This is a genomic window from Pseudomonas sp. HY13-MNA-CIBAN-0226 (assembly GCF_040310305.1).
Classification (GTDB): Bacteria; Pseudomonadota; Gammaproteobacteria; order Pseudomonadales; family Pseudomonadaceae; genus Aquipseudomonas; species Aquipseudomonas gregormendelii.
Map to the genome: position 1 here is coordinate 212,612 of NZ_JBEOPS010000009.1, position 6,441 is coordinate 219,052.

The 6,441-nt window shown below is 54.9% G+C and carries 8 protein-coding genes and 4 tRNA genes; all 12 read right to left on the reverse strand.

Annotation, left to right across the window (positions count from 1 at the left end; translation table 11 throughout):
• Positions 1 to 107 precede the first annotated feature (107 nt).
• The gene (gene rplA / locus AAEZ05_RS12465; protein ID WP_007896626.1) at positions 108 to 803 is read right to left on the reverse strand and encodes a 50S ribosomal protein L1; all 696 of its coding nucleotides are present in this window, start codon (positions 801 to 803) and stop codon (positions 108 to 110) included.
• Positions 803 to 1,234 carry a 50S ribosomal protein L11 gene (gene rplK / locus AAEZ05_RS12470; protein WP_003210097.1) on the reverse strand — a complete coding sequence of 144 codons (432 nt, stop codon included), beginning with the start codon at positions 1,232 to 1,234 and terminating at the stop codon, positions 803 to 805. The genes rplA and rplK overlap by 1 nt, the downstream gene beginning before the upstream one ends.
• A 117-nt stretch (positions 1,235 to 1,351) precedes the next feature.
• Positions 1,352 to 1,885: a transcription termination/antitermination protein NusG gene (gene nusG, locus AAEZ05_RS12475; RefSeq protein WP_007896622.1), complete on the reverse strand. Its 534-nt coding sequence runs from the start codon at positions 1,883 to 1,885 to the stop codon at positions 1,352 to 1,354.
• A gap of 9 nt (positions 1,886 to 1,894) precedes the next feature.
• Positions 1,895 to 2,263: a preprotein translocase subunit SecE gene (gene secE / locus AAEZ05_RS12480; RefSeq protein WP_009045851.1), complete on the reverse strand. Its 369-nt coding sequence runs from the start codon at positions 2,261 to 2,263 to the stop codon at positions 1,895 to 1,897.
• 45 nt (positions 2,264 to 2,308) lie between these two features.
• Positions 2,309 to 2,384 (reverse strand) — tRNA-Trp (locus AAEZ05_RS12485).
• Positions 2,385 to 2,437: 53 nt separating this feature from the next.
• Positions 2,438 to 3,631, reverse strand: coding sequence for an elongation factor Tu (gene tuf, locus AAEZ05_RS12490; protein WP_007896619.1), 1,194 nt, complete (start codon positions 3,629 to 3,631; stop codon positions 2,438 to 2,440).
• A gap of 84 nt (positions 3,632 to 3,715) precedes the next feature.
• A tRNA-Thr gene (locus AAEZ05_RS12495) sits at positions 3,716 to 3,791 on the reverse strand.
• 26 nt (positions 3,792 to 3,817) lie between these two features.
• A tRNA-Gly gene (locus AAEZ05_RS12500) sits at positions 3,818 to 3,891 on the reverse strand.
• 23 nt (positions 3,892 to 3,914) lie between these two features.
• Positions 3,915 to 3,999, reverse strand: a tRNA-Tyr gene (locus tag AAEZ05_RS12505).
• Positions 4,000 to 4,141: 142 nt separating this feature from the next.
• On the reverse strand, positions 4,142 to 4,582 hold the full coding sequence (locus AAEZ05_RS12510) for a hypothetical protein (protein WP_350647614.1): 441 nt from the start codon (positions 4,580 to 4,582) through the stop codon (positions 4,142 to 4,144).
• 7 nt (positions 4,583 to 4,589) lie between these two features.
• Complete coding sequence (locus tag AAEZ05_RS12515; RefSeq protein WP_045057460.1) at positions 4,590 to 5,339, reverse strand: pantothenate kinase; 750 nt, start codon at positions 5,337 to 5,339, stop codon at positions 4,590 to 4,592.
• A complete protein-coding gene (birA, locus tag AAEZ05_RS12520) occupies positions 5,329 to 6,288 on the reverse strand; it encodes a bifunctional biotin--[acetyl-CoA-carboxylase] ligase/biotin operon repressor BirA (RefSeq protein WP_045057459.1) in 960 nt (319 codons plus the stop codon). Before birA ends, AAEZ05_RS12515 begins: the two co-directional genes overlap by 11 nt.
• Between the last annotated feature and the right edge of the window lie 153 nt (positions 6,289 to 6,441).

Below are 6,441 nucleotides of genomic sequence, written 5' to 3' on the forward strand. Positions count from 1 at the left end.
CGTAGGCTTGAGGTTTAAGACTTGCGTCGCCTACGGTCTTGGATAGCCCCCGCCAGGCAGGGACCCCAATCTTTCAATTGGCGCAATCACTTGCGCCAACCTGTGTCTTACGCGTCGAGCGAGCCTTGGTCGATGACCAGACCTGGGCCCATAGTGGTGCTCAGGGTAACGCGCTTGACGTAAATGCCTTTCGAGGAAGCTGGCTTGATACGCTTCAGATCAGCGATCAGGGCTTCAACGTTTTCCTTCAGCTTGACGGCGTCGAAGCCGACTTTGCCAACGGAAGTGTGGATGATGCCGTTTTTGTCGGTGCGATAACGAACCTGACCAGCCTTGGCGTTTTTAACCGCGGTAGCTACGTCTGGTGTTACGGTGCCGACTTTAGGGTTAGGCATCAGGCCACGTGGACCGAGGATCTGACCCAACTGACCAACAACGCGCATTGCATCCGGGGATGCGATAACAACGTCATAGTTCAGGTCGCCGCCTTTCATTTCGGCAGCCAGGTCGTCCATACCTACACGGTCAGCGCCGGCAGCCAGAGCGGCCTCAGCAGCTGGACCCTGGGTGAACACAGCTACGCGAACGGTCTTGCCAGTACCGTGCGGCAGCACAGTAGCGCTACGAACGACCTGGTCGGATTTACGCGGGTCAACGCCCAGGTTCACAGCAACGTCGAACGACTCGCTGAACTTGACAGTCGACAGCTCAGCCAGCAGAGCAGCAGCGTCTACAAAGTTGTAGGACTTGCCTGCTTCGATTTTGCCGGCGATAGCCTTTTGACGCTTGGTCAACTTAGCCATTACACACCCTCCACGTTAAGGCCCATGCTACGAGCAGAACCGGCGATAGTGCGCACGGCCGCATCCATATCAGCTGCAGTCAGATCCGCGTTTTTGGTTTTCGCGATTTCTTCCAGCTGAGCACGAGTCACGGTGCCAACCTTAACGGTGTTCGGACGAGCGGAACCGCTAGTCAGACCAGCCGCCTTCTTCAGCAGAACCGAAGCAGGAGTGGATTTGGTTTCGAAAGTGAAGCTACGGTCGCTGTAGACAGTGATGATCACTGGAGTCGGCAGGCCTGGCTCAATACCCTGGGTACGGGCGTTGAAAGCTTTGCAGAATTCCATGATGTTCACGCCGTGCTGACCCAGTGCAGGACCAACAGGTGGGCTTGGGTTAGCCTGAGCGGCCTTCACTTGCAGCTTGATGTAAGCGGTAATCTTCTTGGCCATGAGGCACTCCAATTACGGGTTCAAACGCCTCGAAAGGCTCCCCGGTTACTTGCGCGTTTATCCCAGTGACGACAAAACCCCACAGCCTAAGGCTGCGGGGTTGGGATGCTTGCCCAGCTAGACCTTTTCGACCTGGCTGAACTCTAGCTCTACCGGAGTAGAGCGACCGAAAATGAGCACTGCCACTTGGATCCGGCTCTTTTCGTAGTTAACTTCTTCGACCGTGCCAGTAAAATCAGCAAACGGCCCGTCGTTGACCCGTACCGACTCGCCTGGCTCGAACAACGTCTTCGGCTTCGGCTTGTCGCTACCATCAGCAACGCGACGCAGAATCGCTTCTGCCTCTTTATCGGTGATCGGCGCAGGTTTATCAGCAGTACCGCCGATGAAACCCATCACCCGAGGAGTATCCTTGACCAAGTGCCAAGTACCCTCGTTCATGTCCATCTGGACCAGCACATAACCTGGGAAGAACTTGCGCTCGCTTTTGCGTTTCTGGCCATTACGCATTTCAACCACTTCTTCAGTGGGAACCAGAATTTCGCCGAAGCCATCTTCCATGCCAGCCAGCTTTACGCGCTCTACCAACGAGCGCATGACATGCTTCTCGTAACCGGAGTAAGCATGCACAACGTACCAACGCTTAGCCACGGGACACCCTTAGCCGACAATCAAGGAAACAAGCCAGCCGAGCAGGGAATCAAGACCCCACAACAGCAACGCCATAACCAGAACAACAGCCACTACGATCAACGTGGTCTGCGTGGTTTCTTGGCGAGTTGGCCATACGACTTTACGAATCTCAGTGCGAGCTTCCTTTACCAGTACAAAGAAAGACTTGCCCTTAGCTGTCTGCAGGCCTACAAAGGCAGCTACAGCAGCAATGGCAAGCAGTGCCAGTACGCGGTACAGGATCGGCGAAGCAGAGTAATACTGATTGCCAACAACGCCAACAACCACCAAAGCGACTACTACTAGCCACTTGAGCAGATCGAAGCGAGAGCCTTGAGCTTCAGCTTTAGGAGTCATCTATGAAGATCCTGTGAAAAGAAAGCCAAACCCACCAAGTGAATCTGGCAGGTCAGGAGGGAATCGAACCCCCAACCTACGGTTTTGGAGACCGTCGCTCTGCCAATTGAGCTACTGACCTAAAACAAAATCAGGCCGACCATTATGCCGGCCTGAAAAAGACATTACAACAACTTACTCGATGACTTTTGCCACGACACCCGCGCCGACGGTACGACCGCCCTCACGAATAGCGAAACGCAGACCATCTTCCATCGCGATGGTTTTGATCAGGGTAACGGTCATCTGAACGTTATCACCCGGCATAACCATCTCAACTCCTTCTGGCAGCTCGCAGTTACCAGTCACATCAGTCGTACGGAAGTAGAACTGTGGACGGTAGCCTTTGAAGAACGGCGTATGACGACCACCTTCTTCCTTGCTCAGAACATAAACTTCAGCTGTGAACTTGGTATGCGGCTTGACGGTGCCGGGCTTGACCAATACCTGGCCACGCTCAACATCATCACGCTTGGTACCACGCAGCAATACGCCGCAGTTCTCACCTGCACGACCTTCGTCGAGCAGCTTGCGAAACATCTCTACACCCGTGCACGTAGTCTTGACCGTGTCACGCAGACCAACGATCTCAACTTCTTCCTGGATGCGAACAATGCCACGCTCAACACGACCAGTCACAACAGTACCGCGACCGGAGATCGAGAACACGTCCTCGATCGGCATCAGGAACGGCTTATCAATAGCACGCTCAGGCTGCGGAATGTAGCTATCCAGAGTCTCGACCAGCTTCTTGACGGCAGTGGTGCCCATCTCGTTGTCGTCTTGACCATTCAACGCCATCAGCGCCGAACCAATGATGATTGGAGTGTCATCACCTGGGAAATCGTAGGTGCTCAACAGGTCTCGCACTTCCATTTCAACCAACTCAAGCAGCTCCGCATCATCTACCATGTCAGCCTTGTTCAGGAAGACAACGATGTACGGAACGCCTACCTGGCGCGACAGGAGAATGTGCTCACGGGTTTGCGGCATCGGACCATCAGCGGCCGAGCAAACCAGAATCGCACCATCCATCTGTGCAGCACCGGTGATCATGTTTTTTACGTAGTCGGCGTGACCAGGGCAGTCAACGTGTGCGTAGTGACGCACGGCCGAATCGTACTCAACGTGAGCGGTGTTGATGGTAATACCACGAGCTTTTTCTTCTGGGGCGCTATCGATCTTGTCGAAGTCAACCTTTGCCGAACCGAACACTTCGGAGCAGACGCGGGTCAAGGCTGCAGTCAGAGTAGTTTTGCCGTGATCGACGTGACCAATGGTGCCTACGTTGACGTGCGGCTTATTACGTTCGAACTTTTCCTTAGCCATCGAAATCACCCTCAGGAGAAGAATGTTACAAGTCAAACAAGCCATTAAAACAAAGGCAGATATTTTCATATCTGCCTTGTTATATGGAGCTCTTGAGCGGATTTGAACCGCTGACCTCACCCTTACCAAGGGTGTGCTCTACCAACTGAGCTACAAGAGCGTAACACTGTGCAAGATCTGCAAACGTGGAGCGGGTAGCGGGAATCGAACCCGCATCATCAGCTTGGAAGGCTGAGGTTCTACCACTAAACTATACCCGCGAGCTTGCAACTCTCGCTAAAAATGGTGGAGGGGGAAGGATTCGAACCTTCGAAGTCGTAGACGTCAGATTTACAGTCTGATCCCTTTGGCCGCTCGGGAACCCCTCCTAAGCGAGCCGGCATTCTATATCATGCCAGCCTTCTGTCAAGCATTTTCTCATTAAAAACCTGAGGTTAGCTGCGTTGACCTCGTTCCGCTGCGTTGACCTTTAAAGGTCTTCACTGCGAAGCGGGCGCCATTCTATGCAAACTAATCCGCCTGTGCAACCCCCTCGCACGGCATTATTTTATGTTTTAACTCATTGAATTCTCTGGAAAGGTTTTGCAACTGCACATCATCCAGCCAGCGTCGGCTTTCAGGTGCGATCCGCACCCAGTAACCAGGCGCATCCGGGAGGTCGCGCGGCAAGGCCTGGAACTTGATCTCCATGCCAGTCAATCTTCGCTCGACGGCCTGAGCCACGTCCTGCCGCAAATAGCCGCCTACATACAGGCACCCGCTATCAGGCTGAACAGCCTTGGCCTTGTCCCGCGCGGCATCGGTGGATTCGCTCAGCAGGCGAATATCCTGCTGCGAACCACGATACAGGCTCAAAGGCGTCACATCCTTGGCGCGCAAGGGGGCTTCTTGTTGATGCCAGATGTAATAGAAAACATTGAGCACTAGCAGTAGCAGGAACAACCAACGCATAAATACCTCAACTCAAAGGGCACGCCATCGCCAGGCCCACAAACACCAGATCTGGAACCACGCGGGCTTCAGGGACGACGCCCGAGACAAGACTTGCGTCCCCACCCGTGAGAAAAACCACAAAGTCTTCACCCCAGTAACTGCGCGCCATCTCCAATTGCGTAAGCACGAATCCCCTGAGCATCAACGAACAGCCGCGCTCTACCGCTTCGACGGTGGTGCGACCAGGAGCAAGGCTTTCCAGCGCGCGCTCGGCTGCGATGTCGCCATACCGTATCTTGCGCGTGTGGGTGCGCAGCTGATTGCGCATCAAGGGCATCCCCGGACAGATGAAGCCACCGAGATGCTCGCCGTCGCTGTCTATAAAGTCAGCGGTAACGGCTGTACCGAAGTCGAGCACAAGACACGAGCCCGACGCCAGATGGAATCCACCCAGCATCGCCAGCCAACGGTCGAGCCCCAAGCGCTCGTATTCTTCATAGCCGTTACGAACACCAGACATTTCGCGAGAGGGCGCAGCGCAGGCAACTGACACGCCATAAGCACTCTTGAGCAAGGCGGTCAATGCACCGGTTTCTTCGGTGGTCCTGACGCTTACCAGCCGGCAATAGGTCAATGACAGGCTCACGATGGCATTCAGGCTCTCGAGCAACGCCAGATCCGAGTCAACGACCCCCTCTCCCACCGTCATACCGCCGCCCACACCCAGCACGCGCCATTTGATAAAACTGTTTCCGCAGTCGAGCTCAAGAATCATCACGCAACCTCAGGCTGAGCTCACCACCGCTAAAGACTTTTTCCACACCACCCACCTTCAAGCGCAAAGCACCTTGTTTATCGATACCCAGCACTTCGCCATCTATCTGGTTGACCCCGGCAATCAGCGATACGGCGCGCCCCTGCCACAGATGATTCTGCTCCCACTCCGACTGGATGGCAGCAAACCCATCGGTCTGATGACGGTGCAAATAACCCTGCAGCTTCAAACCCAGGGCTGCGACGAGATGGTTGCGATCGAACACCTTGCCGGTCTCGAGACGCATCGACGTCCATTGCTGATCAACCTCATCAGTCATCTGCATGTTTACATTGATTCCAACGCCTAGCACTACGTGGCATACGTCAGCGGGATCGCCCACCAGCTCCAGAAGTATGCCGGCGATTTTTTTCTGCCCGACCAATACGTCGTTTGGCCATTTAAGACCTGCAGCCGAAACTCCGAGCTCACGCAGGGCCTGCATCACTGCCAGGCCTACAACCAGACTGAGTCCTTCCAGCTGCCGCATTCCACCGTCGATGCGCAACACAAGGCTGTAATAGACGTTTTCGGCAAAAGGGCTGACCCACTTGCGTCCGCGACGCCCTCGCCCGGCCGTCTGCCGTTCGGCAACCACCAGGAATGGTGCGGCCTGGCCACGCTCGATCGCGCGCAAGGCCTCGGCATTTGTCGAGTCTATGGAGTCAAAGACCAGGGTGGGCCATTCGCAGGAAGGAGCCGCCTCGCGGATGCTGACAGGGTCGAGCAGCGTCAATGGCGCAGCCAGTTGATAACCGCGACCGCGCACTTTGTGGATGGATAAGCCCAACTCAGCTTCCAGGAGCTGGAGCTGTTTCCAAACCGCACTACGACTGACACCCAGGGCGATGCCAAGGGCCTGGCCAGAATGGAACCGGCCATCCTTAAGAAGCTTCAACAACGTCAGCATGCAAGTCTCGCCTCACAATGAGGCCCGCATGATAGCCATGCACCGAGCGATTGCATAGAAACACGAAGGCCTGAACTTTCCTGCGGACAAAAACAAAACCCCTACCTGCATACGCAGATAGGGGTTTCGGAATTTAATCTTGACGATGACCTA

Bases quoted from the DNA above. Each gene is read 5' to 3' on its own strand.
- AAEZ05_RS12510 (WP_350647614.1), bottom strand. From the start codon at position 4,582: ATGCGTTGGTTGTTCCTGCTACTGCTAGTGCTCAATGTTTTCTATTAC.
- AAEZ05_RS12515 (WP_045057460.1), bottom strand. From the start codon at position 5,339: ATGATTCTTGAGCTCGACTGCGGAAACAGTTTTATCAAATGGCGCGTG.
- rplA (WP_007896626.1), bottom strand. From the start codon at position 803: ATGGCTAAGTTGACCAAGCGTCAAAAGGCTATCGCCGGCAAAATCGAA.
- secE (WP_009045851.1), bottom strand. From the start codon at position 2,263: ATGACTCCTAAAGCTGAAGCTCAAGGCTCTCGCTTCGATCTGCTCAAG.
- birA (WP_045057459.1), bottom strand. From the start codon at position 6,288: ATGCTGACGTTGTTGAAGCTTCTTAAGGATGGCCGGTTCCATTCTGGC.
- rplK (WP_003210097.1), bottom strand. From the start codon at position 1,234: ATGGCCAAGAAGATTACCGCTTACATCAAGCTGCAAGTGAAGGCCGCT.
- tuf (WP_007896619.1), bottom strand. From the start codon at position 3,631: ATGGCTAAGGAAAAGTTCGAACGTAATAAGCCGCACGTCAACGTAGGC.